Genomic DNA, 26,430 nt, shown 5'->3' on the forward strand with positions numbered 1-26,430 from the left:
TGCGGCGCCACCGGGCACACACCGGTCCGCCGTCCGGGGGCCTCGCCGCGGCGGTGAGAGGCGTCACTACGGTGTCCGCGTGGACACAGCGGGCGTGGGGCGGCGGCGGCAGAACGAGGTCTACCGGGCCGGGGTGTTCGGCCGCTCTCCTCGCGTGCCCGTGGGCATCCGCCCGCTGCAGGAGCGCGCCAGGAAGGTGCTCGACGCCCGGGCCTACGCCTACGTCGCCGGCGGCGCCGGGGACGAGACGACCCAGCGCGCCAACCGGGCGGCCTTCGACCGGTGGGCGGTCGTGCCGCGGGTGCTGCGCGACGCCAGCGTCCGGGACACGTCGGTGGAGCTGTTCGGGCGCCGACTGCCGGCCCCCCTGCTGCTCGGACCGGTCGGCGCCCTCGAACTGGTGCACGACGAGGCCGACCTCGCCGTGGCCCGCGCGGCCGCCGCCACCGGGGTGCCGATGGTGTTCTCCAACCAGGGCTCGGTGCCGATGGAGGTGTGCGCGGCGGCGATGGGCGACGCGCCGCGCTGGTTCCAGCTGTACTGGTCCAGCTCCGACGAGCTCGTGGAGAGCCTCATCGGCCGGGCCGAGGCGGCCGGCTGCGATGCCCTCGTGGTCACCCTCGACACCACGATGCTCGGCTGGCGCCCGCGCGACCTGGACCTGGGGCACCTGCCGTTCGCCCTGGGCAAGGGCATCGCGCAGTACACCTCCGACCCGGTCTTCCGCCGGCTGGTCGAGGAGCGGGCGGCGGCCGGCGGGCCGAAGGAGCCGCAGCCGCGCCCGACGCCGGCCGCGGTCAGGGCGCTGGTCGGGATGGCGAAGGCGTGGCCGGGCTCGCTGCGCGACAACCTGCGCTCGCCGCTCCCCCGCGCCGCCGTCGACACGTTCCTGTCCATCTACTCGCGGCCGTCCATCAGCTGGACCGACCTCGCCTGGCTGCGCTCGCGCACGAAGCTGCCGATCCTGCTCAAGGGCGTGCTGCACCCCGACGACGCCCGGCGGGCGCTGGACGAGGGCATGGACGGCGTCGTGGTCAGCACGCACGGCGGCCGGCAGATCGACCGCTCCATCGCGGCGCTGGACGCGCTGCCCGACGTCGTCGCGGCCATCGGCGACCGGGCGCCGGTGCTGCTGGACAGCGGCGTCCGGACGGGTGCGGACGTGTTCACCGCGGTCGCCCTGGGCGCCCGCGCGGTGCTGCTGGGCCGGCCGTTCGCCTGGGGGCTGGCCCTCGGCGGCGAGGAGGGCGTGCGGCAGGTCGTCTCCGACGTGCTGGGCGAGTTCGACCTCACCCTGGGGCTGACCGGGCACACCGCCGTCGACCAGCTGAGCCCGGAGATCCTGCGCCGCGTCCCCTGACCTGCGGCTCCGCACCGGACGACGCACGACACCCCGCAGCGGGTTGACTCTCGCTGTGACCGGGCTCACAGTAGGGATGGGCGGGGGTAGCCGGGAACCGAGTGGCTACCCACTGCTGGGTAGACCGACCAACGCGGCCAGACCGTCAGAACCGGCCCCCCGCCCCCACTCCCTCCCCGCCGTGCTCGGCGTCGGCTCCGCGGCGCCGGGGGCGGCGCCGCCGTGCCCGCCGGCTACGCCCCGGACGCGGGGTCCGTCGGCTCGCCGGGGGGCGGCTCCGTCGGCTCGCCCGGGGGCGGCTCCGTCGGCTCGTCCGGCGGCGGAGGCGGCGGCTCCGGGCTCGGCGGCGGAGGCGGCGGCTCCGGGCTCGGCGGCGGAGGCGGCGGCTCCGGGCTCGGCGGCGGAGGCGGCGGCTCCGGGCTCGGCGGCGGAGGCGGCGGCTCCGGGCTCGGCGGCGGGGGCTCCGGGCTCGGCGGCGGAGGCGGCGGCTCCGGGCTCGGCGGCGGAGGCGGCGGCTCCGGGCTCGGCGGCGGCGGCGGGGGCGGGGGCGGGGGCGGCGGCGTCCACCGGGCACCGTTGCTGACCAGCACCGTCACGGCGCGGCTCCGGTCCACGATCGTCCCCGGACCGGGGTCGACGCCGACGACGACACCCGGCCGGCGGGCGCTGTCGACGGAGACCAGGGTGGCCCCCAGGTCCCGGGACCCGAGCAGGCCGCGGCACCGGTCGGCGGACCGGCCGACGCAGCCGGTGGGCACGGTCTCCCGGGTGCCCTGCACGTAGAACGGGTCGGCCGGCGCGAAGGGCACCGGCTCCCGCGCGCTCAGGATCGGCTGCATGGCGTCGTGCCAGATCTGGGCGGGCATGCCGCCACCGAAGCCGCCGACGTCCTGGTTCTGCACGGGGTTGTAGACCATCACGCTGGCCGCCACCTGGGGCGTGTAGCCGACGAAGGTGACGGAGAAGTTGTCCTGCGTGGTACCGGTCTTCCCGGCGATCTGGTGCCCGGGGACGTACGCGCGGCGGCCGGTCTGCCCGGGATGGCCCGGCTCGACGTCCTTGCGCAGCGCCTGGTTGAGGGTGTGCGCCAGCCCGGGGGGCACCACCTCGCCCTCGCAGCGGGGGCCTCCGAGCGGCTGCCCGTCCTCGCCGAGCAGCGGCTCGCCGTTGCGGTCGAGGACGCGGGCGATCGGGGTCGGCACGCAGCGGGTGCCGCCGGCGGCGAGCGTCGCGTACGCGTTGGCCAGGTGCAGCGGGCTGGTCGCCTCGGCGCCGAAGGTGAACGAGCCGCGGTTCTCGGCCACGACCTGGTCGGCGACCGGGTCGAGCGAGGCCAGCCCCAGCCGCTGCGCCATGCGCACGGGCGCCTCGACGCTGCCGAGCTGGTCCTCCAGCGCCAGGAAGTAGGTGTTCGAGGACATGTAGAGCGCCTGCTCCATGTCCAGCCGCTGCCGGTAGCGACCGGCGTTCTCGACGTCGTAGGGCCCGTCGCCGTCGCGGTACACCGTCGACACGTACGGGTCGGGGGTGGTGATCTCGTGGTCGAGCCCGTAGCCCTGCTCGAGCGCGGCGGCCGCGGTGAACACCTTGTAGGTCGACCCGGTGCCCTGGCCGGCCACGACGTTGAGGTTGACCGTCGTCCTCGTCCGGTCCCCCTCAGCGGCGCCGAAGAAGCGGTTGACCGCCATGGCGAGCACCCGGCCGGTGCCGGGCTCCACCGCGGTGTAGATGCCGGCCCGCGAGTCCTCCCGGGTCAGGGTCCGCAGCACGGCGGCGTCCCCCGCCTGCTGCATCGCCGGGTCCATCGTCGTCTCGACGGTCAGGCCCCCGGTGTCGATCTCCTCCCGGGAGATGCCCAGGGTGTCCGTCAGGTAGCTCAGGGCGTAGTCGCAGAAGAAGGCGCCCAGCCGGACCTCGCGGCAGCCGCGCGGCTCACCTGCACCGGGCGTCAGGACGACGGGGGCGCTGCGGGCCTCCTCGACGGCGGCCGGGTCGGCCAGCCCGAGCTCGGCCATCCGGGCGAGGACGACGTCGCGCCGCTCGGTGGCGCGCTCGGGCGCGACGAACGGGTCGTACTGGGTGGGGCTCTGCACCAGGCCGGCGAGGGTGGCGGCCTGGGCGAGCGTCAACGCGTCCGGCGGCACGTCGAAGTAGGTCTCGGCCGCCGCGGCCACACCGTAGGCGCCGGCACCGAAGTACACCCGGTTCAGGTAGCGGGTGAGGATCTCGTCCTTGCTGTACTCCTCCTCCATCGCGAGGGCCAGCTGCGCCTCGCGGAGCTTGCGGGCGATGCTCTCGTCGGTGGCAGCCTCGCGGGCGTCGGGGTCGGTGGCCGACTGCAGCCGGATCTGCTTGACCAGCTGCTGGGTGAGCGTGGAGCCGCCCTCGACGACCTCGCCGGCCGACAGGTTGCGCAGGAGCGCCCGGGCCAGGCCCTTGCCGTCGACGCCGGCGTGGGAGAAGAAGCGGCTGTCCTCGATCGCGACCAGCGCGTCCTTCATCACGGGGGCGATCGCCTCGCTGGGCACCACGGTGCGGTTGCGCCGGTAGAACTCCGCGATGAGCGAGCCGTCGGCGGCGAGGACCCGGGTGTTGCCGGTCGGCGTGCGGTCGAGCAGTTCGTCGGTGACCGGCCGCAGCACATCGGCGCCGGCGCGGGAGGCGACCGAGGCCCCGCCCACGATCGGCAGCGCGAAACCGGCGAGCAGCGCCCCGGCCAGCACCACGGCCAGCGCCAGCTTCAGCACCGCGCCGACCCGTCGCGGCCTGGCGCCGGGCGCCTCCTCGATCCCGGGCAGCAGCAGGCCCTCGGAGGGGGGACGGGACGACACGGAACTCCTCGGCGCAGGCGACAACAGCGGTGCCCACGCGGAGCGGACCCCGCTCCTCGATACCCCTCCGCGCGAGATCCGCCTCCCGGACGGGGGATCTGTCACGCGATCGCAATACGCACGGCCGCGGCCCTGCCGGGGCGCGAGCACCGCCGCCTCGCCCCGGAAAGCGCCTCGGGCAGGGTCTCCGGACGGCTCAGCAGGTGACCGGCGCAGAGAACTCGATGCGCACCGTGCGGTTGAGCGCGGCCGCGGCCGGGAGCAGCCGGCCCTCCGCGTCGCGGTCGGTGACGTAGCCCTCGAAGGCGCTTCCCAGCCCCTCGACGTGCAGCTGCGGGATCGGCACCTGGAGCGCGATAAGGAGATCGGCCACCGCCTGCGCCCGCTCGTCGCTGAACCGGACCTGGTCGGCGGGCTCGCCGATGGCCGCGGTGGTGCCGAACAGGGTGGCGACCACCTGGCCGGCGACGAGCTGCTCGGCGATCCCGCGCAGGACGCCCTGGGCCGCCGCCGGGTCGAGGAACTGGTCGCTGTTCGGCCGGAAGGCGAAGGGGCCACCGGTGAGGGTCATGGTCCTCCCGGCGCAGCGGTAGCCCGGGTCCGTCCCGACGGTCGCGACCGGGGGCAGCGCGGGATCGGGCACCCCCTCCAGCGGCGCCGGCTCCACGTGGACGCTCACCGCACCGGCTTCCCGGACCACGGTGCTCCAGAGCGCCACCAGCTGGGCGCGACGGATCGGGTCCAGCGGCTGCTGGGGAGCGGCCGTGTCCCCCAGGCCGTGGAGGACGACGCGGACACCCGACAGGTCGGGCAGGCGCTCGGCGTCACCCAGCGCCTCGGCGACCTCCTGCGGGTGGGCGTCCAGCATCCCCGGCGTGGTGAGGTCGAGGGCACCGGTGGTCGACAGCCCGGAGTCGAGGACGACGAGGGTGCGCAGCCCGGTCTGCCCGGCGAGCGCATCCCCGGCCAGGTCCAGGGCGCCGAGCAGATCGGACCCCGCCGTCCGGGCCCGGGCCCCGGCGACCGCCTCATCGACGGACCGCCGGTCGGTGAGCGCCGGAGAGCCGGCCGCCCCGTCCAGGTACGGCGCTCCGTCGGCGACGGCCAGCGAGAACGCTGATCGCTGGCCGACTGCCATGTCGACGACGCTCGCCGAGCGGTCGTCGAGTGCGGCGGGCGGCATGTTGGCGCGGGCACCCACGACGACGGCGAGCGCCCCGGTGGGCTCGGTGGGAGCGGGTGCGGCGGTGGCACCGCCGCCGCACCCGGCGAGCCCGGCGGCGACGGCGGCCGCGATGGCCCCCGCGGACCACGGGGACGCGACGGTCCTCCGCGATCCCCGGGACGTGGCCCCGGCACGGCCCGCACCCGCTCGATCTCCTGCCACGACGCCCCCGTGATGCCTCTGCTCACACGTGACCGCACGGCTCACCACGACCGCGGCGAGGCCCGCACGCCTTCCTCCCCCCAGCAGGCAGGGATCGGACGCCTCCGCCGCTGCGCCGGCACCGTACGCCCTCATCGCGGTCGGTGGGGGACTTCGGTGCACGGGAAGCGGATCCGGGCCGTTCCCCCGCGACCGCCGGCCGTGCGGAGCACTGCCCGTGGCCGGGTGGCGACGGGTGGCGGCGCGGACCGCCCGCCGGCGGCCTCAGGGGGCACGGGTCGCACCACGCGCCGGCACCGCCGCGCGCTCGTCCCACCGCTCGGGACCCGTTCCACCGGCGCGCGCACCCGCCACCGCCGGCTCGAGGGTCCGCTTCTCCCGCCGGCCGCCGCTCAGCAGCGCGATGTTGGCGACCGCGACCGGCAGGAAGATGGACCAGACGTGACCGGGAGCCTGCAGGTACGGGTTCGTCGCGTTCCCGATCAACATCCCGGCAGCGCCGGTGCACGCGACCACCAGGCTGGGTACCAGGTCGGGCCTCGCCCGCGCGGCCCGGACCACCACCCACAGCGTGAGGAACGCGCCGACCAGCACGATCGACATGCCCACCACCCCGGTCTGGAACAGCAACCCGTGGTACTGGAGCTCCCAGCGCCACGGCTCCACCGGGTCCCGGGCGAAGCCGTCGATCACCGCTCCGAAGCCGTGCCCGAACAGGGGCTTCTCGCTCCACTCCTCGAGCAGGCGATCGGCCTGGTAGGCCCGCAGGCGGTCGTCCGCGGCACTGGCATCGGGGAAGACCGCGCCGGTCACGTAGCTGGTGACGCTCCGCCAGGCGGCACCGATCACACCGCCGGAGAAGAGCCCGGGCATGAAGCCGCCCACGACGACAGCCGCCGCGCCGGCGAGGAGGATGCGCCCCCGCACCGTGGTCCCCTCGGCCGGCCGGCGGCCCTGGAGGGCCATGCGCAGGAGCCAGCCGATGAGCGGCGCCAGGACGAGCACGAGGGCGAGGGCGCGACGGCCACCGGCCAGGGTTCCGGCCGTCGCGGCGAGCGCGGCGACGAGCCGCAGCCAGTTCGGCGGGAGCAGGCGGTCCTGGCCGACGAACAGCGAAGCGATCCACAGCGGCCCGGCGGCGACCAGCGTCGAGAGCCCGTAGAGGCGGACCTCGGTGTAATCCCCGGCACCACCGAAGCCGGCACCGTACTGGTCCAGCAGCCAGGACGGGACGAGCTGCGGGACCGCCCCGGTGCTGCCCGCGGCATACAGGGAGATCGTGCCGCCGATGATCACCGTGACCACCGCGAGCGTCGTGAAGACCGCCTGCACGGTCCGCTCGTCCACGGCCGTCGCGGCCATCCACCACAGCAGCGGCGCGGCGACGAAGACGAGGAAGCCGCCCGTGAACCCCGGGTTCGTCGGGCCCGCCAGCAGGCCGACCAGCGCGAAGGTGAAGGTCACCAGCACGACCGGCACCAGGGGCGGGGCGAGCCGGCGGCGCGCCAGCACGATCGTGCCCGCCGACAGCGCCCCGAGGGCGGCCAGCACGGGCACCAGGACGACGTTGGTCGAGACCGGCCGCGCCAGGACGTAGCCCAGCAGCAACAACGCCGCCCAGCGCCACGGGCCGAGCTTCTGCTTCACGCCCGGCACGCTAACCAGCCGGGGCGGCGCGGAGTAGTGCTTGCTCGCCGCCGGATCCGCGTGCGGGGAGCGGCACAGGCGAGGAGATCACAGTACGTATCAAGACTCAGCACTCACCGCGACGACAGGCCCCTGTAGCAGAAAGTCATGTGTTGACCACGTATCGGCGTAACCGCTGGAAAACCCGCCTGTTCCGCCGCGGAGGGCGTCGCCCGGAGCAGCGACGATTCGCCCGCCGTACCGGGAGGGGTCCAGACGTGCCCGTTCCGGCATTACGGTCCGTGCCCACGTAGGCCCTGAGCCGGGCGAGGACCGACCCCGGAGCCGCCGAGCTCCGACCGAGAACGGGGAAGTGAGTGGAAGGGACCGACGCGCTGCGTGCGCTGCGCACCAAACGGCGGTACATCGCGGCCGGGCTGCTCCTCGGCCTGGCCGTCGCCGCGTTCCTCAACTGGTCCGCGGAGCGGCGGTACGAATCCACGACGCAGTTCTTCGTCGACGTGACCCCTGAGTCCTCGGAGTCGCGGGACCCCTACGGCAACCAGCAGTTCTCCCAGCAGCGGATCGTCACCTACGCGCAGGTGCTCACCGGCCGGGAGCTCGCCCAGCAGGTCGTCGACGACCTCGGCCTGCCGATCACGGCCGTGGAGCTGACCGAGATGGTCACGGCCACCCCGCTGCCGGACACCGTCGTCCTCGAGGTCACGGTCACCGACACCGCACCCGACCGCGCACAGCTCATCGCCACCTCCGTGGCCGAGAACTTCATCAACCGGGTGCGGCAGCTGGAGACCCCCGAGGGCGTGCCGACGCCGACCGTCGAGGTGGAGGTCATGGAGCCGCCCACCTACAACGCGTCCCCGGTGAGCCCGGCCACCGCTCGGACGCTCACGCTCGGCGGTGCGCTGGGACTCCTCCTCGGGATCGGGATGGCCCTGCTGAGCGTGCGCATGGACCGGAGCCTCCGCAGCGAGGAGGAGCTGGTGGCCGCCGCCGGCGCGGAGGTCCTCGGACGGGTGCCGGCCGACCGGCAGCTGACGCGCCGGCACCTCGCCTCCGGCACGACCACCGGCCAGTCGGCCGTCGCGGAGGCGTTCCGGACGATCGGGGTCAACTTGCAGCACGTCGGCCCCCAGGAGCAGCCCCGGGTCGTCGTCGTCGCCGGGGCCATGCCCGGGGACGGCGCGTCGACGGTGGCGGTCAACCTGGCCGTCTCCCTCGCGAGGTCGGGGAGCCGGGTCCTGCTGGTCGACGGCGACCTGCGGCGGCCGCGGGTGGCGCGGGGGCTCGGCCTCCCGACCGGCCCCGGGCTCACCGACGTCCTCGCCGGCGCTGTCGAGCTGCGCGAGGCCACGGTGCCGTGGGGCGAGAGCACGCTGACCGTGCTGGACGCCGGTCCCCTCCCCGCGGAGCCGGCGGAGCAGCTCGGCTCGCCGGCGATGCGCTCGCTGCTGGCGCAGACCCGGGACGACTACGACCAGGTGATCGTCGATGCGCCACCGCTGCTGTCCGTCGTCGACGGCGCGGTCCTGAGCGCGCTGGCCGACGGCTGCCTGGTGGTGGCCCGTTTCGGGCGGACCACCCAGGACCAGCTGGCGGAGGCCATGGCGGCCATCAGCCGGGTACGCGCGGACGTCCTCGGGCTGGTGGTCAACCGCATGCCGTCCACCACGACCCCCAGCGGCGGGCGGCGGAGCTACGCGCCCGACACCGGCCGGCGGCACACCGGCGACCACGCGCTGCCCGCCCGCGGGCTCGGCGAGGACGCCCGGGAGGCCCGGGAGGCCCAGGATTCCCAGCACGGGGCCACCCGCCACCGGCACGCCGCCGAGGAGCCCGACGCACTGCCGATCACCGGGGCCCTCCCCCCACCGGCTCCGCCGAACGGCCGGCCACCCGAGGCCTGGTCCGGCTCGGCGCACCGGGGTCCGGGGGCTCCCCCGCCGGCCGCCACCTGATGCTCGCCGGCCGGCCCGACCGGCGATCAGCAGGTGCCGCCGCCGGCCGCGGCGGCCAGCACGCCGCCGGTCTCGTGGAGGACCGCCATGACCCAGCGTCGTGGCGTCATCCCCGCCCGGGCCTCCACCATCGCGACCTCGGCGTCCGTGCACCGGCGGATCAGCATGCCCGCCCGCACGACGTGGTAGCTGCTCGTCACCACGGCGATGCTGGCCCAGCCCTGCTCGTCCACCAGCGCACCGAGCGCACGCGCCTCCGACCGGGTGTCCGACCGCGTCGCGGTGAAGCAGTGGACCTCCAGGTCACCGGGGTCCTCGCACAGCGCCCGGGCCGGTTCGTTGTCCCGCCCCTCGTCCACGGAGACGGCGAGGACGCCGGCTCCCGACTCGGCGAGCCGCGTGGCGACCGTGAGGCGGCTGCGCGCATCCCCGGCCAGCACCACGACCGCGGCGGCACCGTCGGCCGGATCGGTCGGCGGGTGCACGAAGAGGCGTGCGACGCCCGCCGCGGCGAGCAGGACCAGGATCCCCGCGACGACGAGCCACCTCCGCATGCCGGCGGAGCCTGCCACCGTCCGACCGTCCGGAGGTGGTCGTCCGTCGCCTCCCGAGGTGTCACCGGCACCGGCCGGCCGCGCCCGGGCGGGAAGGGCGCCCCGGTGATGCGGCCGTGAGCACGCCTCCCGGAGAGCCCGCTGCCGCGCCGCCACGTCGACGCCGGCGGCGGGCCCTGCTCGTGCCGGCCGGGATCCTCCTCGCCCTGGTCGTCGCGGTGGTCGTCGCCGTGCTCCGCGAACCCCCCGTCACCGACCGGGTCCGCGAGACCCTGGCGGTCACGGCCACCTGGCAGGACGACGTCGTCGTCGTCACCGGTCGCGGTCTGGCGGCCGATCAGCCGGTCGACGTGTCGGCGCGGTTCGAGGGGGGCAGCGGCTCGGCCCTCGTGGTGACCGACGCCGACGGCAGGTTCGCCCTCGCGTTCCGCCCGCCGGCCGGCATCACCGACGACGTGGAGGTGACCGCGGCCAGCGGTCCGGAGCGGTTGCAGGAGACGGTGGCGGTGCGGCAGCAGGGCGGCGCAGCGCCGGAGCTCACGGGCGGTGCCGAGCTGCTGACCGTGCCGATGACCGGGGCACCCCGGGAGGCACCGCCGGTCCCCGCCTCCGGTCTCCCGCAACACGTCGTGCCCGCCGACATCGCGGCCGACTGCTCGACCGACGTGACCGCCCCGCTCAACCAGTGGCTGGCGGGTGTGCCCGACCGCAGCGAGGTGCTGTTCGCCGAGCAGGCCTGCTACCGGGTCGACGGTTCCCTGGTCCTCGAGGGCCGCTCCGACCTGGTCATCGAGGGCAACGGCGCGACGTTCCGCGCCGGGGTCGAGGTGCCGACGCGGGAGACCAACCGTGCGCAGTGGCACCTGAACTACGGCAGGGGGCTCGTCCTGCGCGACATGACGCTGGTGGGGATGAACCCCGCGCCGCGTTTCGACCCGGACAACGAGTTCGACCACAACGTCTTCATCCGCGGCTCGAGCGACGTCACCGTCGAGAACGTGCACGGGCGCGGCGCCTACGGGGACTTCGTCGCCATCGCGCACGGGCTCGACCGGCAGACCATCCCCACCGGCGTCCGGATCCGGAACTCGTCGGCGGAGACGGTCGGCCGGATGGGGATCTCCTGCGTGGCCTGCGACGGGGTGACCGTCGAGAACAGCGTGTTCCACGGCATCGGGTACCACGTGTTCGACCTCGAGGTGGAGGACGACGAGTGGCCCACCCGCGGCATCCGCTACACCGGCAACACGATCGGCCGGCACGGGCACGCGTTCTTCTCCGTCGGCACGCCGTTCCAGACGTTCGACAACGACGTCTCCGACATCGTGATCGCCGACAACCTGGTGACCCAGCCGGGTGCCTCCCGGGGCGGCGAGTGCACCCCGGAGATCAGCTTCGTCTACAGCAAGGTGCCGGTGCACGACGTGGTCATCACGGGCAACAGCCTCGTCTCGCACACCGACGCGATCTTCGTCAAGGACGCGACCGGCGTCGTCGTCCGGGACAACCGGGCGACGCTCGTCGGCCCCTCGTGCGGCGACCCGGTCGGGATCCGGACGGTCTCGACCCCGGGCGCGGACGTGCGTGACAACGACCTGAACGGCTACAACTAGCGCGCACGGTGACCGGGCGATGACGATGGGTACGACAGGGCCGGTGACCGGCACCGTGCGGACCACATACCGCGCTCCGGGACGGCATCGCGGACCCGCCCAGCCCCTAACCTGCGCCTCGACGCGGACGGCCGTAGCACGTACGCCCGCCGCCCGAACGATCAGCAGGAGGCCAGGATGACCTTCGGCCCGAGGCCGGTGCACGACGTCTACGGCGCCGGCGGGCACGCCCAGGTGGTCATCGACGTCCTGCGCGCCCGGGGGATCCGGGTGCGACGGCAGTACAACGACCGGCCCGAGAACCAGCACCCCGCGAGCTTCGGCGTGCACCCGGGGATCCGGCGGATGGGCCGGGCGGACTTCCCGGCGATCGACGTCCCCGTCGTCCTCGCCGTCGGGATCAACGGCGAGCGGGCAGAGCTGGACGTGATGCTCGACGCGCAGTTCGCCCAGGCCATCCACCCCTCCGCACTCATCGCACCGACGGCGACGATCGGCGAGGGGTCCGTGGTGCTGCACGGCGCCGTCGTCCAGCCGAACGCCCGCCTGGGGCGGCACGTCCTGATCAACACCGCGGCCAGCGTCGACCACGACTGCGTCGTCGAGGACTACGCGCACATCAGCCCGCACGCCACCCTCAGCGGCCACGTGCACATCGGCGAGGGCACGCACATCGGGGCGGGCGCGGTCCTCATCCCCAAGGTCAGGGTGGGCCGGTGGTGCCGCGTCGGCGCGGGCGCGGTCGTCATCCGCGACCTGCCCGACCACTGCACCGCGGTGGGGAACCCGGCCCGGATCCTGCCCCACCGCAGCGGGGAACCGGTGCCGGACTGGTCACTGGCCCGCGAGGGGCACCCGGCGGCGGCCCGGCTGGTCGCCCCGTGACGCACGTCCGCACGACACCGAGGGAGAAGGCAGTGGACGGTCAGCTGAGCGCCGAGGCGCCCGCGCACGACCTCGTGTTCGTGGGGGCCGGCGCCTCGACGTCGTACACCCTGCTGGCGCTGCTGCGGTCACTTCAGGAGCGACCGGCCGGGGCGCCGCTGCGGATCGCGGTCGTCGAGCGGTCCCCCGACCCGTTCACCGGGGTGCCGTACGGCCGGCGCGCCGCCCGCACCTCCCTGCTGATCACGGCGCTGCGCGACTTCCTGCCGGGACCGGAACGCGCGCTGTTCGTGGAGTGGCTGGGCGACAACAAGGACTGGGTGTTCGAGGAGTTCCTCGCCGCCGAGGGGCCCTTCTCGGCCCGGTGGTGGGCCCGCCACGAGCAGGCCGTCCAGCACGACGAGTTCGACCTCCTGTACCTCCCGCGCTACACGTTCGGGGAGTTCCTCGCCCGGCGCACCCGCGAGGCCATCGCGCGTGCCGAGGCGGCCGGCGTGGCGACGACGGAGATCGTCCGGGAGGACGTCGTCGCCATCGAGCCCGCCGGCCACGGCTACGCGATCCGGTGCACCGACCGGGTGCTCGACGGCCACCGCGTGGTCCTCGCCACCGGCTCCGCACCGGTGCTCCCCCGGCTGCAGCAGGACCTCGGGGCACCCACCGCGGTGTTCGTGGACGACCCGTTCGCCGACATGGGTGAGGCCGTCGACCGGATCGTCGCGGCCGTGGCCGGTGCGGACGGGGCCCGCCCCGCGCACGTCGCGGTGATCGGCGCGAACGCCAGCACCATGGACATGCTCTACCAGCTCAACGACGCCGCCGTCCCCGGTCTGGGGCACACGGTCTTCACCGTCGTCTCACCCAGCGGGCAGCTCCCCGAGCGGCTCGACGAACGGCGAGCCGTCCGGCCGTTCCACCCCGAACGGCTCGCGGCCCTCGAGGAGGCCGACGCCGTCGACGCCGCCGCGGTCTACCGGGCGGCCGTGGCCGACATCGCCGGGGGCCGGGCGCAGGGCCTGTCGGTGTCCGACACGCTGCCGCCGATCTCCGCCGCGGTCGGCCGGGTGCTGCGCCGGCTGCCCGAGGAGGAGACCGCGGAGTTCGCCGACCGCTGGGGCGTGGAGCTGGGCCGCCACCAGCGCCGCGCGGGCTGGGAGTACTGCGAGGTCGTCGATCGCCTGTCCGCGGAGAACCGGCTCCGGCTGGTGGCGGGCTCCTTCGTGGACCTCGTCGCCGGGGCGGGCGACCAGGTGCACGTCCGGTACCGGGCCGACGGCGAGCTGCACCGGCTGCCGACGCCGGTGGACGCCGTCGTCAACTGCGCCGGCCCGGCCCGCAGCCTCCGCCAGGCCGCGCCGCCGCTGCTGAGCCAGCTGATCACCAGCGGGGTGTGCCGGCTCACGCCGTCCGGCGGGGGCATCGCGGTGGACTCGGCGATGGCCGCGGCACCCGGCCTCTACGTCATGGGCCCGCTGCTGGCCGGCAACGTGGTCGACGGCGTCCCGGTGTGGCACATGGAGCACTGCGGGCGCATCAGCGCGTTCGGTACCGCCCTCGGCACCGACCTGGCGCGCACGCTGGTCGCCAGCGGCAGCTGACGGCCGCGGCGCCGGTCCCCGGTGGCCCGGGGACCGGCGCCGGCCGGCTCAGGCCTCGCCCCCGAGCGACCGCCACTGCGCCCGCAGCCCGGCAGCGATGTCCACGGTGGGCTCCCAGCCGACCGCGTCGCGGAGCCGATCCGCCGATCCGCCCGTCTGCCGCACGTCACCGGCGACGGGATCCTTGCGGTCGACCACCAGCGGCCGCCCGGCGATGCCGCCCAGGACGTCGAGCACCTCGTTCACGCTGATGCTCGTGCCGCCCGAGACGTTGAAGACCGACCCCGGCCGGACGTCGCCCCCTGCCACGAGGAGGTTGGCCGCCACGACGTCGTCGACGAACGTGAAGTCGCGGATCTGCTCGCCGGTCCCGTAGACCTCGATCGGCCGGTCGGCCAGCGCCGCCCGGATGAACCGGTGGAACGCCATGTCCGGCCGCTGGCCGGGGCCGTAGACAGTGAAGTAGCGCAGCGAGACGGTGGGGACGCCGAAGTTGTCGGCGTAGAGGGTGCACAGGTGCTCGGCCGCGAGCTTCGTGACCCCGTAGGGGCTGTGCGGCCGGGGCAGGTCGTCCTCGGTGGTCGGATAGGTGAGCGCATTGCCGTACACCGAGGACGACGAGGCGTACACCAGCCGCTGCAGGGCGGGTGCCCGGCGAGCCGCCTCCAGCAGCCGCTGGGTCGCCGAGACGTTGGCGTCGACGTAGGTGCCGAAGTCCTCGCCCCACGACTTCCGGACCCCCGGCTGGCCGGCCTCGTGGAACACCGTCGACACACCGTCGAGGAGGCGGTCGAGGTCGACGGTGTTGAGGTCCTCACCGACGAACGTGAACCCGTCGGCCGGGACGGAGGCGAGGTTCTCCTTCTTCAGGCCGGGGTCGTAGTAGTCCGTGAGGCAGTCCACCCCGATGACGTGCTCACCGGCGGCCAGGAGGCGCCGGGCGAGGGCGCTGCCCACGAAGCCTGCGACGCCGGTGATCAGGACGGTCACGATGGGTTCTCCCTCTGCTGCGGTCCCCGCGGGGAACCGGGCGTGCCGGACGGACGCACGGCGGGCCCGCAGGCCGCGTCGCGCGAGCGGAGGCTAACGGCGCGGAGCCGCGAGGAGTAGGGGTCACGGTGCGTCACCGCGGGGGGTGCCCGGCCGGTCGGGGCCGCGTGCGGACGTCGGGGGCTCCTTCCGGGTCGGTAACGGCACTACGCAGGGTCGATGACGCTTGTACCCACCGGATCGACAAGCCGTTCTCACGCAAAGTGATCATACGGTCGCAATGCCCCTGTCACGCCCTCCACCTGCGCTTTTACCGAATGGCCACCGGAAAGCCGCTGGTCATCCCCGATATGCGAGGACCAGGAGTTCCCGACAGCGGCCTTCCCAGCACTACGTTCCGTGGTCATCGGAGGCGCCGGGGCCGTACCCGCGCCGTGTACACGGGCTCCACCTGGGCGAACGGGGGGCGGAATGGCAGCGCACGAGGTGCGGGAGGCCGCGCGCGGCGGGCAGCCGACGGGAGGAACGGGGCGACCCGCCACCCGCTGGCGGTTCGTCCGCGGCCTGATGCTGGTCGTGGACCTCATCTCGCTGCACGCCGGCCTGGTCCTCGCGCTGGCCGCGCGCTACGAGGGATCGCTGGAGGACTCCAACCCGTCCGGGATCCTGGTCGGGATCCTGGTGCTCACCGCGGTCTTTCCCGCCACCTCCGCCGCGCTCCGCCTGCACCAGGGTCGCTACGGCGTCGGCAGCGCCGACGAGCTCAAGGCGCTCGGGCTGGCCGTCGGGGTGGGTGCGGCCGCCCTCCTGACCGTCGACCTCGCGGCGGGGACCCCCCGCCTGCTCCCGCTCAGCGTCCCGGTGATCGGCGCGGTCCTGTCCCTGGTCCTCATGACCGCCGTGCGGCTGGTGATCCGCAGCCAGCGCGAGGGCGCCGTCCGGCCGCGCACGGGCCAGCCGACGCTGGTGTTCGGCGCCGGTGACGCCGCCGAGCAGCTCATCCGCTCGATGCTGAGCGACCCGCAGAGCCCCTACCTGCCGGTGGGGCTGCTCGACGACGACCGGGAGAAGCGCCACGTGCGCATCCGCGGCGTGCGCATGCTCGGCGATCGGGACCACATCGCCGCCGCCGTGGCGGCGACCGGGGCCGAGGTGCTGGTCATCGCGCTCCCGTCAGCCGACTCCGCCCTGGTCCGCGAGGTCTCCAGGCCCGCCGTCGAGGCCGGGCTGACCATCAAGGTCCTGCCGCGTTTCGCCGACCTGCTGCACGGCCGGGTCGGCATCCGCGACGTCCGGGACATCGACGTCGCCGACCTGCTGGGACGCCGCCAGATCGACACGAACGTCGCCGAGATCGCCGGCTACCTGACCGGCAAGCGGGTCCTGGTCACCGGGGCCGGCGGATCCATCGGGTCCGAGCTGTGCCGCCAGATCGCCACGTTCGGCCCCGCCGAGCTGATGATGCTCGACCGGGACGAGTCGGCGCTGCACGCCCTGCAGCTCACGATGTTCGGGGAGGCCCGCCTCGACCTCCCCCAGGCGGTCCTCGCCGACATCCGGGACGCCGGGGCGCTCCGTCAGCTGTTCGCGGAGCGGCGACCCGACGTGGTCTTCCACGCCGCCGCCCTCAAGCACGTGAACATGCTCGAGCAGTACCCCGGCGAGGGCTGGAAGACCAACGTGCTCGGCACCCGCAACGTCCTCGACGCGGCGACCTCGGTGGGGGTCAGCCACTTCATCAACATCTCCACCGACAAGGCCGCCGACCCGGTGAACGTCCTCGGCCGGACCAAGCGCATGGCCGAGCGGCTCACCGCGACCTACGCCCAGCGGGGTGAGGGCCGGTACCTGTCCGTCCGGTTCGGCAACGTGCTGGGCAGCCGCGGGTCGGTCCTGGAGACCTTCGCCGCGCAGATCGCCCGCGGCGGGCCGGTGACCGTCACCCACCCGGACGTCACCCGCTACTTCATGACGATCCCCGAGGCCGTCCAGCTGGTCATCCAGGCCGGCGCCATCGGCAACGGCGGCGAGGCGCTGGTCCTCGACATGGGCGAGCCCGTCCGCATCGCCGACGTCGCGGCGCAGCTGATCAGCATGGAGGGCCGGCCGATCAACATCCTGTTCACCGGCCTGCGCCCGGGCGAGAAGTTGCACGAGGACCTGTTCGGCGCCGCCGAGCAGGGGGCGCGGCCCGTGCACCCGATGATCAGCCACGTCGGGGTGCCCGCGCTGACCACCGAGGGCCTCGCGGAGCTGGGGGCCCCGCACCTGGTGGACGAGGTCTGGACCGACCGGGAGCTCCCCCGGACCGACCGGCTCGCCGACGGCGCCCGCACGGTGTCGCGGTGAGCGTGACGGGGACCCGCGAGCGCGGGCGCATCCTGCTGTCCTCCCCCGACGTCGGCCCCCGGGAGCAGGAGCTGGTGGCCGAGGCGATCAGCTCAGGGTGGATCGCGCCGCTGGGCCCGATGGTCGACGAGTTCGAGCGGCGGATCGCGGAGCGGTGCGGGCGGCGGCACGCGGTGGCGCTGTCGTCCGGGACCGCGGCGCTGCACCTGGCCCTGCTGCAGGTGGGGGCCGGCCCCGGCACCGTCGTCGTCGTCCCGACCCTGACGTTCGCCGCCACCGCGAACGCGGTCGCGTACACCGGCGCCGACCCGGTGTTCGTCGACTGCGACCCGGAGTCCGGGACCCTCGACCCCGACCTGCTCGAGCAGGCGCTGTCGTCCCTGGCGGCCGAGGGCGTCCGGGTGGCCGCCGTCGTCCCCGTGGACCTGCTCGGCCGCTGCGCCGACTACACCCGGCTGGCACCGGTCTGCGAGCGGTTCGGGGTCCCGGTGATCTCCGACGCGGCGGAGGGCCTCGGTGCCCGCCATGCGTCCGGCCCGGCGGGGTCGTTCGGCCTCATGGCCGCGCTCTCGTTCAACGGCAACAAGATCATGACGACCAGCGGTGGCGGCATGCTGCTGACCGACGACGCGTCCGTCGCCGAACGGGCGCGGTACCTCAGCACGCAGGCACGGCAGCCGGCCGTGCACTACGAGCACACCGAGATCGGTTACAACTACCGGCTGAGCAACGTGCTGGCCGCCCTGGGCCTGGCCCAGCTGGAGCGGCTGGACGAGATGATCGAGCGCCGGCGACGGTTGCGCGCGGAGTACGCCGGGCTGTTCGCCGCCGTCCCCGGCGCCCGCGTCTTCCAGCGCGCCGGGGACGACGCCGACAACTGCTGGCTCACCGCGGTGCTCGTGGACCCGCAGGTCGCCGGCTGGTCGGCCGATGACCTCCGCGCCGCGCTCGACGAGGCCGACATCGAGTCCCGGCCGCTGTGGAAGCCCATGCACCGCCAGCCGGTCTTCGCCGGCGCCCGTTCCGTCCTGACCGGTGCCGCGGACCGCCTGTTCGCCACCGGTCTCACCCTGCCCAGCGGGTCGGCCCTGACGTCCGGCCAGATCGACGAGGTCATGTCGTGCCTGCGCTCCTTCCTCGGACAGCACCGGTGAGCGCGCGCCATGGTGCCTACCTGCGCGCCAAGCGAGCGGTGGACGTGCTGGTGGCCGGGGCCGGCCTGCTGGTCACGGCGCCGGTCATGGCAGCGGTCGCCGTGGCCGTGCGCCGGGACCTCGGGTCCCCGGTGCTGTTCCGGCAGGTGCGCCCCGGGCTGGACGGCCGGCCGTTCGAGCTGGTCAAGTTCCGCACCATGCGGACGCTCGGCGACAGCGACGGGGTCGACACCGATGCCGAGCGGCTGACCCCGTTCGGCCGCCGGCTCCGCAGCACCAGCCTGGACGAGCTGCCCACCCTCTGGAACGTCCTGCGCGGGGACATGAGCCTCGTCGGACCCCGGCCGCTGCTCATGGAGTACCTGGACCGGTACACCCCCGAGCAGTTCCGCCGGCACGAGGTGCGCCCCGGCGTGACCGGGCTGGCCCAGGTCCGGGGCCGGAACGCGCTGACCTGGGAGGAGAAGTTCGCCGCCGACGTCGAGTACGTCGACCACCTCTCACCGGCCCTCGACGCCCGGATCCTGCTCGCCACGCTGGTCACGGTGCTGCGGCGCCAGGGCATCTCCGCGCCCGGAATGGCGACCATGGCGCTGTTCACCGGCAGCGACCCCGCCCCTGCCCGGCAGCCTGCCGTGCCGGACGACGGAGCGGAGGGCGGCACCTCGGCGACCCGGCACGATGCTGCATGACCCGAGGACGACCAACCGGGGAGCCGTCGTGACGCCGGTCTCCGGCGCCCTCACCACGGCGGTCGGGGGCGCACCCGCGCCGCCTCCCGGCGGGCGGCTGCGGCCGGTCCTGCGCGGGCTCCAGCTACCGGCCTGGTCGGCCGTGCAGATGGCCGTCCAGATGGGCGTCGCGCTGCTCTCCGCCCGGTGGCTCGGCCCCGACGACCGCGGCGACCTGGTCCTGGCCACCACGGTCGCGACGCTGGTGCTGCTGCTCAGCAGCCTCGGCGCCGGGCAGGCCTCGCGCGTCGTCCTCGCCGAGCCGGACCGGTGGTGGACGTGGCCCCGGTATCTGGGGCTGGCCGGCCTGCTGACCGTGCCGCACGTCGTCCTCAGCGCCACCCTCGGCCTCGCCGTCCTGCTGCAGCTGTCCACCGGGGACACCGGCATCGTGGTGCCGTTCCTCACCTACTCGGCCACCGCGCTGAGCGCTCACCTGCTGCGCGAGGGCCTGCACGGGCTCGGCCGGCACCGGACGACGATGGCGATCGACGTCGCCGCGGCGACGGTGCAGCTGCTGCTGATCGCGGCGCTGCACGCGGGCGGGGCGCTGAGCCCCGGGACGGCGCTGTACGCCGGCGCCGCCTGCTACGCCGGCGCGATCACCGCGCAGGTCCTCGTGGGCCGGGCCGCGGACGCCGCGAGCCGGGACCGGCCGCGCGCCGGGCTCGCCGAGTGGTGGTCCCGGGCGCGTGCCTTCCTGCTGCTGAGCCGGGCCGCGCTCGTGGCGGCGCTGGGGACGTCCTTCGTGGTGATCGGCGACCGCCTGATCCTGGGCGCCCTCGGCTCGCCGGCGCAGGTGGGCATCTACGCGGCCGCCGCCTCGCTGGCGCAGATCTCGTGGGTCGCCCCGGTGGCCCTGGCCCCGATGCTGACCCGCCGCACCGCCGAGGCCGGCACGTTCGAGCCGTGGCGGCGCATGCACCTGCCGGTCCTGGGGCTGACCGCGGTCCTGGCCGTCGCCGTCTCGGTCGCGGGCTGGTTCGCGATCCCGTTCCTGCTCGGGGACACCTTCACCCCCGCCCGCGACGTCCTGCCCATCCTCTGCCTGGCCGCCGTCCCCTACGCCAGCTACCACGTCGACTCGGCCGCCTGCGCCGGGCGCCGCGACCTGCGCACCGGCGCCCTCGGGGCCCTGGTCGGCTGCGTCGCGCTGGTGGGGACGACGACCGCCGGCCACCTGGTGCTGGGCACGGCCGGGATCGCCGGCGGGGTCGTCCTGGCCTACCTGGTGATGGCGGCGGTGGCGCGGGCCCGGCTGACCCGGCACGGCGAGAAGCCGCGCCACCGTTCGGAACCCGTGGAGGCACCGTGACCGTCGCCCGTTCCGGGCCGGTCGTGCCGGTCGACGCCGTCGAGGTGGTACCCGCCGCCCGGTGGGACGCCCTGGTGGCCGCGCTCGGCGCCCGCGACACCTACCTGCAGTCGGCCCACCACCACGTCTCGGCGCTGCTCGAGCCGCCGGGCACCCGGCCGGTCTACCTCCGCATCCGTCTCCCCGGCGGAGACGTCGGGCTCCCGCTGCTCCTCCGGCCGCTGCCCGGTTGCGGTGACCTGGACGCGACCACGCCGTACGGCTACGGCGGCCCGGTGTCCCGGACGCGACCGGACCCGGTCGCCCTCGGTCGGGCCCTGGACGAGTGGGCCCGCCGGAACCGCGTCGTCGCGACGTTCCTCCGGCTGCACCCGCTGCTGGGCAACGAGCGGCTCCTCCCGCCGTCCGCCGACGTCTGCCGCGTCGGGTCGACCGTCGCGTGGGACGTCTCCGCCGGTCGCGACCTGGTGGCGCACATGCATCCGCACCACCGCCGGGCCGTCCGCCGGGCGGACCAGGCCGGCCTCGAGATCGAGATCCGTCCGGATCCGCCATCGCTCGAGGGCTTCCGGAAGCTCTACGAGATCACCATGCGCCGCCAGGGGGCCGACCCCTACTTCTTCTTCCCGACGGCGTACTGGGACGCGCTCCTCGCGCAGGCCGCGGACCTCGAACCGGTGCTCGTGGAGGGCCGGATCGGCGGTGAGCTCGTCTCCTCGCTGCTCTGCTTCGTGAAGGGCCCGTGGCTGCACTACCACCTCGGCGGCTCCACGGACCTGGCCCGGAGGACCGGCGCCTCGAACCGCTGCTTCCTGGCGGCTGCCCGGTGGGCCCAGGCCCGCGGCGTCACGCGCTTCCACCTCGGCGGCGGCGTGGGCGGCAGCGCGGACTCCCCGCTGTTCGTGTTCAAGCACCGCTTCGACCCGGGCGGCGCCCCCCTCCCGTTCCGGATCGCCAAGCTCGTGCACGACCGCGAGCGCTACGCGCAGCTGGCCGGCACCGACTCGACGAGCGGGTTCTTCCCCCCGTGGCGCGCTCCCGATCGGCAGCCGGCCGCCGATCGCGACGAGAACCGTTCCGCTCTCCCCCCGGCGCAGTTACCTTCCAGCCCGTGTGCGGGATAGCCGGGATCGCGGGCGGCCTGGCCGGTCGGTCCCCCGAGACCCTCGACGACCTCCTCGGGGCGAGCCTGGCCGCCCTGCGGCACCGTGGCCCCGACGGCGAGGGCAGGTGGGCCTCCCCGCGCCTGCCCGTCGCCCTGGGGCACCGCCGGCTGGCGATCATCGACCTCACCACCGATGCGGCCCAGCCGATGACGGTCGACGACGGCGAGCACGGCCTCTCCTTCAACGGGGAGATCTACAACTTCCGCGAGCTGCGCGCGGACCTGGAGCGGCACGGTGACCGGTTCCGCACCAGCTCCGACACCGAGGTGCTCCTCCTCGCCTGCCGCCGGTGGGGGCCGGTCGAGACGGCCCGGCGGGCGCGGGGGATGTTCGCCTTCGCCTACGTCGACGGCCCCCGCCACCGGATGTGGCTGGTCCGGGACCGGTTCGGCGAGAAGCCGCTGTACTGGACGCGGCACGAGTCCTCGGTGGCCTTCGCCAGCGAGCTGAAGGCCCTGGCCGCGCTCACCGGCCACCGGCCGGCCATCGACGCGGTCTCCCTGGCCACGTTCCTCTCCCGGAGCGCCGTTCCGCAGCCGGCCACCATCTACGAGGGCGTCGCGCAGGTCCCACCCGGTGGCGCCGTGTGCGTGGAGCTCGGGGACCGGATCACCGACGCCGACATCAGCCGCCACGTGCACTGGGACGCCGTCGGCGAGGCCGTCCGCGCCCGGATGGCCCCCTTCCGCGGCTCCCTGGACGACGCCGTCGAGGCCGTGCACGAGGAGCTGCGCGACAGCGTGCAGCGCTGCACGATCAGCGACCGGCCCATCGGCGCGTTCCTCTCCGGCGGGATCGACTCCACGGTGGTCACGGCGCTCATGCAGGAGGCCTCGGACCTCCCGGTGCGGACCTTCACCATCGGCTTCGACGACCCCTCCGTCGACGAGTCGTCCTACGCCGCCGCCGTCGCCGCGGCGCTGGGCACGAAGCACACCACCGTGTCCCTGTCGGCCGACGACGTCCTCGCGGTCGTGCCGGACCTCCCGACCATGTACGACGAGCCGTTCGCCGACCCCTCGCAGCTGCCCACCCACCTGGTCGCCCGGGTCGCCCAGGCCGACGTCACCGTCGCCCTCTCCGGCGACGGCGGGGACGAGCTGTTCGGCGGCTACAACCGGCACATCACCTCCGAGCGCCTGTACCGGCCGCTGGCCCGCGTCCCGCGCGGGCTGCGCGGGCTCGCCGGCTCGACCGCGCTGCGGGTGAGCCCGTCGGCCTGGGACTCCCTGGGCCGGGTGGCCGGGATGCGGGCGCCCACGGGCGGCCTCGGTCCGCGGGTGCACAAGCTCGGGGCCATCGCGGACTTCGCCGACGCGCAGGACCTCTACGGGAAGCTCACCTCGGTCACCGGCCGCCGCTACGTGCTGGGCGACGTCGCGCCCCGGCCGGCGCTGCTGCCGTCGGTCGGCAGCCCGGCCGAGTCCTTCATGCTGGCCGACGCGATCGGGTACCTGACCGACGACATCCTGGTGAAGGTCGACCGCGCGGCGATGGCCGTCTCGCTGGAGACCCGGATCCCGATGCTGGACCCGGCGATCTACCGGCTGGCCTGGTCGCTTCCGCTGGAGCACAAGCTGGCCGGCGGGGTCGGCAAGCTCGTCCTCCGCCGACTGCTCGCCGACGTGCTGCCCGCCGATCTCATGGACCGGCCCAAGATGGGCTTCGGCCCGCCGCTCGGCGACTGGCTGCGCGGACCGCTGCGGAGCTGGGCGGAGGACCTCCTCTCCCCCGCGACCCTGCGCCGCCAGGGGATCCTCGACGTCGACGCCGTGCGGGCGACGTGGGCGCGCCACGCCAGCGGCCGCCGTGACCACACGAACGAGGTCTGGAACCTGCTGGTCTTCCAGGGCTGGCTGGCGCAGTGGCAAGGAGCCTGATGAGCGGTCCTCCGGTCCCCACGTCCGACGACACCGCTCGGCCGGGTCGCATCGTCTACGGCATCACGGTGCCGCACTCGGCCGCGACCCTCCTGCGGGGCCAGCTGGGGTGGTTCCGGGAGCAGGGCTGGGACGTCCACCTGGTCACGTCCCCGGGTGACCCGCTGGACACCGTGGCCGAACGCGAGCAGGTGACGGTCCACCCGCTGCCCATGGAGCGCGACACGGATCTCCGGAAGGATGCGCTCGCCCTCGTGCGGTGGATCCGCCTCCTGCGCCGGCTGCGTCCCGACGTGCTCAACGTCGGCACGCCCAAGGCCGGCCTGCTCGGGACCATCGCGGGGTGGCTGACCCGGGTGCCGCGGCGGGTGTACATCATGCGCGGCCTGCGGCTGGAGGGCGCCCGGTCGAAGCCGCAGCTGGCCGTCCTGTGGCTCGCCGAGCGGCTGACCGTGCTGCTGGCCACGGAGGTCGTGTGCGTCAGCCACAGCCTGCGGGAGGAGGCGGTGCGGTGGCGGCTGTTCGGCCGCCGGGACCGGCCGGTGGTCATCGCCCACGGCAGCAGCAACGGCGTGAACCCCGAGCGCTGGGACCCGGGGCTGGCCGGCGTCGACCGGGAAGCCGTCCGGGCGGGCTGGAAGGTGGATCCGGACGACCTGGTGGTGGGGTTCGTCGGGCGGATCGCCTTCGCCAAGGGCGTCCAGGACCTGCTCGAGGCCTTCCGCCACCTGCGCGACCTGCCGGTCAGGCTCATGCTGCTCGGGCCGATCGAGGACGAGGAACTCGGCGCGGCCGTCGCGGAGCTGGACAGCAACGTCACCCGCGTCGACGCCTGGACCTTCGACCCCTACGAGGCCTACGCCGGCATGGACGTCTTCTGCCTCCCGACGCGGCGGGAGGGATTTCCCAACGTGGTGCTCGAGGCGGCACTGGCGCAGGTCCCCACCATCACCACCACGGCCACCGGATCACGCGACTCCGTCGTGCCCGGGGCGACCGGGTGGCTGGTGGAGACCGGGAACGTGCCGCAGCTGGTGGCGGCCATCCGCGCGTGCGAGGCCGACCGCGCGGGCGTCCGCGCCGCCGGACGCGCCGCCCGGGAGCGGGCGCTGCGCGACTTCCGGCCGAGCACCATCTGGTCGGGGCTGCAGTCGATCTACCTCGACGGCTCCGCCGGGGTCTCCTCGGCGGAACCCCGGGCGATCCCGGGGTCCGGGAGCCGCAGGGCGCGCAGGAAGTCCGGGCGCCAGGCCGCGTAGCTGTAGCGCTCCTCCACGGTCCGCCGGGCGGCGAGCCCGCGGGCCCGGCGCGCGGACTCGGGCTCCTCGAGCAGGTCCACCAGGGCGTCGACCCATTCGTCGACGCCGACGGCGGCGTGCCCGTCGAGCTCCCGGATGACCGCGGAGTTGATCCCCACGGGCGAGGCGACCGCCGGCAGTCCGGCCGCGCCGTACTGCAGCAGCTTGTACGCGCACTTGCCCCGGGTGAACGGGGTGTCGGGCAGCGGCATGATGCCGCAGTCGGCCTCGGCGAGCAGCGCGTCGGTGCGGGCGCCGTCCCACTGCACCCGGTCGGTCATCGGCGCCAGGTCACCCAGCGGCCGGCCACCGGCGCTCACCACCGTCAGCCGGGCCCCGGTGAGCCGGTGCACCTCGAGCAGCGCCGGGGCGACCGCCTGCAGGTAGCCCTCGGTCGACGGCGAGCCGACCCAGATGATCCGGGGCACCGGCCCCACCGCGTAGTCCTGCTTCTGCGGGTAGGCGGCCGGGTCGACGCAGCTCGGGATGATCGTCACGTCGGCGTTGTGCTCGGCCGCGACGTCGGCCAGGTAGCTGTTGCCCGCGACGACCAGGTCGGCGCCGCGCACGGCAGGCGCCCAGCCCGCGGCCTCGCCGAAGAACCGGTGGATGCCCCCGCGGTCGTCGGCGTGCAGGGCGTCGTCGAAGTCGTAGACGCCCCAGCCCGCGCGCCGCAGCAGCGCCGCCTCGAGCCGGCCTCCGGTGAACGGGCCCATCGAGCGGGACACGAGCAGCCGCTCGGGGGCCGGGCGGAACCGGAGCCGCCGGAGCCGGGCCTCGGCGCGCAGCACGCCGAGCGGGTGCCGGGCGAGCGTGCCGGGACGGACGTCGGAGGTGCCCAGGTAGTCGAGGACCTCGGCGTCCACGCCGAGGACGGACAGCCACTCGAGCACCCGCACCCGGGTGCTCGCACCGGTGGGCCCGTAGGACGCGGCGACGACCAGCCGCGGCGCGGTCACCGGGCGGTCCCTGCAGAGCGCGCGATCACCGGGTCACTCTAGGACCGGATCCGCCTCCGGGAGCCGTCCCGTGACGCGGCGGGTACCGGGGAGGCTCAGGCTCCGCCGGCCCGCACGGACGGCGCGAGCCGCCTCCGAGCCGGACGGGCTGGGGTCTGCGGCGGTGCGGGCCAGGACGCGGCGTCGGCGGTCCGCTGCCGTTCCTCGATCCGGTCGGTGGACCGGAGCAGGCGGCCGATGACGAACGCGAGCACGAGCACCAGCAGCGGGCACACCGCCGCGGCCACGAGCAGTCCGGTCATCCGCCCACCTCCGCGTCGCGGTCCGGGCTACGGACCGTGGTCGGCCCCTCACGGCCGTGGCGCCACCTTACCCACCGGAGGCGGACCGCTACGCAGTTGGCCGCGAACAGGCACCGAACGGGTGGTCCGCCCGGGGAGTCGGCGCAGCGACGCCAGAGGATGCGGCGACCTCGGACGACGAAGCGGCCCCGCACTTCCGTCGAAGTGCGGGGCCGCTCGGTGTCTCAACCAGACGTGCACCCGAAGGGATTCGAACCCCTAACCTTCTGATCCGTAGTCAGATGCTCTATCCGTTGAGCTACGGGTGCGTGTGTTCAGTTGTCGTGCGCGGAGGCTCCGGGATTTGAACCCGGGATGGGGATTAACCCAAACCGCATTAGCAGTGCGGCGCCATAGACCGGACTAGGCGAAGCCTCCCGGGGTCCGAGTCACCTCGTAACCACCGAGGAGAAA

General features: G+C 74.8%; 19 protein-coding genes and 2 tRNA genes. 12 read left to right on the plus strand and 9 right to left on the minus strand.

The features are described 5' to 3' along the window. Positions 1-79 precede the first annotated feature (79 nt). The gene (locus ACI790_RS05230) at positions 80-1,360 is read left to right on the plus strand and encodes an alpha-hydroxy-acid oxidizing protein (protein WP_456568729.1); all 1,281 of its coding nucleotides are present in this window, start codon (positions 80-82) and stop codon (positions 1,358-1,360) included. Positions 1,361-1,593: 233 nt separating this feature from the next. On the opposite strand, the gene ACI790_RS05235 is transcribed toward ACI790_RS05230, so the two are convergent. From ACI790_RS05235 to ACI790_RS05245, 3 genes are all read right to left on the minus strand, one after another. Then, a complete protein-coding gene (locus ACI790_RS05235) occupies positions 1,594-4,191 on the minus strand; it encodes a transglycosylase domain-containing protein (RefSeq protein ID WP_456568730.1) in 2,598 nt (865 codons plus the stop codon). A gap of 196 nt (positions 4,192-4,387) precedes the next feature. Further along, positions 4,388-5,578 (minus strand): OmpA family protein, encoded by a 1,191-nt coding sequence (locus tag ACI790_RS05240; RefSeq protein ID WP_456568731.1) that lies wholly within the window; start codon positions 5,576-5,578, stop codon positions 4,388-4,390. Between the two features lie 264 nt (positions 5,579-5,842). Then, a complete protein-coding gene (locus ACI790_RS05245) occupies positions 5,843-7,225 on the minus strand; it encodes a hypothetical protein (protein WP_456568732.1) in 1,383 nt (460 codons plus the stop codon). 356 nt (positions 7,226-7,581) lie between these two features. Between ACI790_RS05245 and ACI790_RS05250 the strand changes: the two genes are divergently transcribed. Then, on the plus strand, positions 7,582-9,183 hold the full coding sequence (locus ACI790_RS05250) for a polysaccharide biosynthesis tyrosine autokinase (RefSeq protein ID WP_456568733.1): 1,602 nt from the start codon (positions 7,582-7,584) through the stop codon (positions 9,181-9,183). A 26-nt stretch (positions 9,184-9,209) separates the two neighbouring features. Here ACI790_RS05250 and ACI790_RS05255 read toward each other — a convergent pair whose 3' ends face one another. Beyond that, complete coding sequence (locus ACI790_RS05255) at positions 9,210-9,755, minus strand: YdcF family protein (protein WP_456568734.1); 546 nt, start codon at positions 9,753-9,755, stop codon at positions 9,210-9,212. Between the two features lie 98 nt (positions 9,756-9,853). Between ACI790_RS05255 and ACI790_RS05260 the strand changes: the two genes are divergently transcribed. The 3 genes from ACI790_RS05260 to ACI790_RS05270 all read left to right on the plus strand — a co-directional run bounded on the left by ACI790_RS05260 (position 9,854) and on the right by ACI790_RS05270 (position 13,833). Then, positions 9,854-11,350, plus strand: a complete 1,497-nt coding sequence (locus ACI790_RS05260) for a hypothetical protein (RefSeq protein ID WP_456568735.1) — start codon at positions 9,854-9,856, stop codon at positions 11,348-11,350. 177 nt (positions 11,351-11,527) lie between these two features. Then, positions 11,528-12,235, plus strand: a complete 708-nt coding sequence (locus tag ACI790_RS05265) for an acetyltransferase (RefSeq protein WP_456568736.1) — start codon at positions 11,528-11,530, stop codon at positions 12,233-12,235. 32 nt (positions 12,236-12,267) lie between these two features. Next, positions 12,268-13,833 carry an FAD/NAD(P)-binding protein gene (locus ACI790_RS05270; RefSeq protein ID WP_456568737.1) on the plus strand — a complete coding sequence of 522 codons (1,566 nt, stop codon included), beginning with the start codon at positions 12,268-12,270 and terminating at the stop codon, positions 13,831-13,833. Positions 13,834-13,881: 48 nt separating this feature from the next. Here the strand turns inward: ACI790_RS05270 and ACI790_RS05275 are convergent, their stop codons facing one another. After that, positions 13,882-14,823, minus strand: a complete 942-nt coding sequence (locus tag ACI790_RS05275) for an NAD-dependent epimerase/dehydratase family protein (protein WP_456568738.1) — start codon at positions 14,821-14,823, stop codon at positions 13,882-13,884. A gap of 471 nt (positions 14,824-15,294) precedes the next feature. Between ACI790_RS05275 and ACI790_RS05280 the strand changes: the two genes are divergently transcribed. Genes ACI790_RS05280 through ACI790_RS05310 form a run of 7 tightly spaced genes read left to right on the plus strand, consistent with a single transcriptional unit; the run spans position 15,295 to position 24,677 of the window. Continuing rightward, on the plus strand, positions 15,295-17,172 hold the full coding sequence (locus ACI790_RS05280; RefSeq protein WP_456568739.1) for a polysaccharide biosynthesis protein: 1,878 nt from the start codon (positions 15,295-15,297) through the stop codon (positions 17,170-17,172). Next, positions 17,169-18,326 carry a DegT/DnrJ/EryC1/StrS family aminotransferase gene (locus ACI790_RS05285; protein WP_456568740.1) on the plus strand — a complete coding sequence of 386 codons (1,158 nt, stop codon included), beginning with the start codon at positions 17,169-17,171 and terminating at the stop codon, positions 18,324-18,326. Before ACI790_RS05280 ends, ACI790_RS05285 begins: the two co-directional genes overlap by 4 nt. Further along, positions 18,323-19,018: a sugar transferase gene (locus tag ACI790_RS05290; RefSeq protein WP_456568741.1), complete on the plus strand. Its 696-nt coding sequence runs from the start codon at positions 18,323-18,325 to the stop codon at positions 19,016-19,018. Before ACI790_RS05285 ends, ACI790_RS05290 begins: the two co-directional genes overlap by 4 nt. Before the next feature lie 28 nt (positions 19,019-19,046). Then, positions 19,047-20,372 carry a lipopolysaccharide biosynthesis protein gene (locus ACI790_RS05295; RefSeq protein ID WP_456568742.1) on the plus strand — a complete coding sequence of 442 codons (1,326 nt, stop codon included), beginning with the start codon at positions 19,047-19,049 and terminating at the stop codon, positions 20,370-20,372. Further along, positions 20,369-21,496: a GNAT family N-acetyltransferase gene (locus tag ACI790_RS05300; RefSeq protein ID WP_456568743.1), complete on the plus strand. Its 1,128-nt coding sequence runs from the start codon at positions 20,369-20,371 to the stop codon at positions 21,494-21,496. The genes ACI790_RS05295 and ACI790_RS05300 overlap by 4 nt, the downstream gene beginning before the upstream one ends. Beyond that, positions 21,484-23,418 (plus strand): asparagine synthase (glutamine-hydrolyzing), encoded by a 1,935-nt coding sequence (gene asnB / locus ACI790_RS05305; RefSeq protein WP_456568744.1) that lies wholly within the window; start codon positions 21,484-21,486, stop codon positions 23,416-23,418. The genes ACI790_RS05300 and asnB overlap by 13 nt, the downstream gene beginning before the upstream one ends. After that, positions 23,418-24,677, plus strand: a complete 1,260-nt coding sequence (locus tag ACI790_RS05310; RefSeq protein ID WP_456568745.1) for a glycosyltransferase — start codon at positions 23,418-23,420, stop codon at positions 24,675-24,677. Before asnB ends, ACI790_RS05310 begins: the two co-directional genes overlap by 1 nt. On the opposite strand, the gene ACI790_RS05315 is transcribed toward ACI790_RS05310, so the two are convergent. The 4 genes from ACI790_RS05315 to ACI790_RS05330 all read right to left on the minus strand — a co-directional run bounded on the left by ACI790_RS05315 (position 24,575) and on the right by ACI790_RS05330 (position 26,394). Then, positions 24,575-25,675, minus strand: coding sequence for a glycosyltransferase (locus ACI790_RS05315; protein ID WP_456568746.1), 1,101 nt, complete (start codon positions 25,673-25,675; stop codon positions 24,575-24,577). The genes ACI790_RS05310 and ACI790_RS05315 overlap by 103 nt on opposite strands. A 95-nt stretch (positions 25,676-25,770) precedes the next feature. Further along, positions 25,771-25,977: a hypothetical protein gene (locus ACI790_RS05320; RefSeq protein WP_456568747.1), complete on the minus strand. Its 207-nt coding sequence runs from the start codon at positions 25,975-25,977 to the stop codon at positions 25,771-25,773. Between the two features lie 235 nt (positions 25,978-26,212). Then, positions 26,213-26,285 (minus strand) — tRNA-Arg (locus ACI790_RS05325). Between the two features lie 20 nt (positions 26,286-26,305). Next, positions 26,306-26,394, minus strand: a tRNA-Ser gene (locus ACI790_RS05330). Positions 26,395-26,430: the final 36 nt, after the last annotated feature.

Source organism: Blastococcus sp. SYSU DS0539 (genome assembly GCF_054050855.1).